The organism is Microcystis sp. M53602_WE12, from assembly GCF_030065455.1.
Classification (GTDB): Bacteria; Cyanobacteriota; Cyanobacteriia; order Cyanobacteriales; family Microcystaceae; genus Microcystis; species Microcystis aeruginosa.
The window spans coordinates 1-1,072 of the sequence record NZ_JASJFB010000785.1; the positions used below are offsets into that span (position 1 = coordinate 1).

1 protein-coding gene is annotated in these 1,072 nt (G+C 39.2%); it reads left to right on the forward strand.

Features of this window, described 5'->3' with window-relative positions; genetic code table 11:
• A partial coding sequence (locus PX482_RS24105; RefSeq protein ID WP_288027387.1) for a condensation domain-containing protein occupies window positions 1-1,072 on the forward strand: 1,072 nt, incomplete at both ends.

A 1,072-nucleotide genomic window follows, 5' to 3' on the forward strand; every position in this document is an offset into this window, starting at 1 on the left:
ACCCCTATCTTTTGCTCAGACTCGTCTCTGGTTTTTGGCTGAATTTGAGTCGAATAGTTCTTTTTATAATATCCCCCTAGCCTTGCGTTTAGAGGGAAACCTGAACTCAGAAATCTTAATCCAGAGTTTAGAAGAAATTTGTGATCGCCACGAAGCTTTACGCACCAACTTCATTACCGTTGATGGTATCCCTACCCAAGTTATACAAACACGAACCTGGACAGTTACGGTTGTGGATTTACAGCATTTATCTGGTAGTGAACAAGCAATTGCCTCCCAAGAGTTAGCACAAAATCAAGCGGTTCAACCCTTTGATTTAGCTGGTGAACCCTTAATCAGAATCACTTTAGTGGTGTTATCTGAAACGGAACATCTCTTATTAGTCTGTATGCACCACATTGTCAGTGATGGCTGGTCAATGGGGGTATTTATTCAGGAACTAACCGCCCTCTATAATGCCTATATTCAGGGATTATCTTCGCCGCTCAATCCCCTATCTATCCAGTATGGAGATTTTACCCTTTGGCAAAGACAATGGCTACAGGGAGAAGTCTTAGAAAACCAATTAAATTATTGGAAAAAACAATTAGCAGACGCACCAACTTTCTTACCCTTACCAACAGATAAACCTCGTCCAGCAGTCCAAACATTTACTGGGGTACATCAAGAGTTTCAACTATCCCTTGAACTCACACAAAAGCTAACAGAATTAAGTCAGCAACAAGGGGTAACAATGTTTATGACATTGTTAGCAGTTTATGGAGTATTACTTTATCGTTATACAGGACAATCAGACATCTTAATAGGCACACCTATAGCTAATCGTAACCGTCGTGAAATAGAGAGTTTAATCGGCTTTTTTGTGAACACTTTAGTGATGCAGACTGACTGTTCAGAAAATCCTAGTTTTCAGGAATTATTGATGAGAGTTAGAGAAATGTCTTTAGGTGCTTATGCTCATCAAGATTTACCCTTTGAAATGTTAGTAGAAGCCTTACAAACAGAGAGAAATCTTAGTCATACTCCTCTATTTCAGGTAATGTTTGTCCTTCAAAATACTGCCTTATCTGAA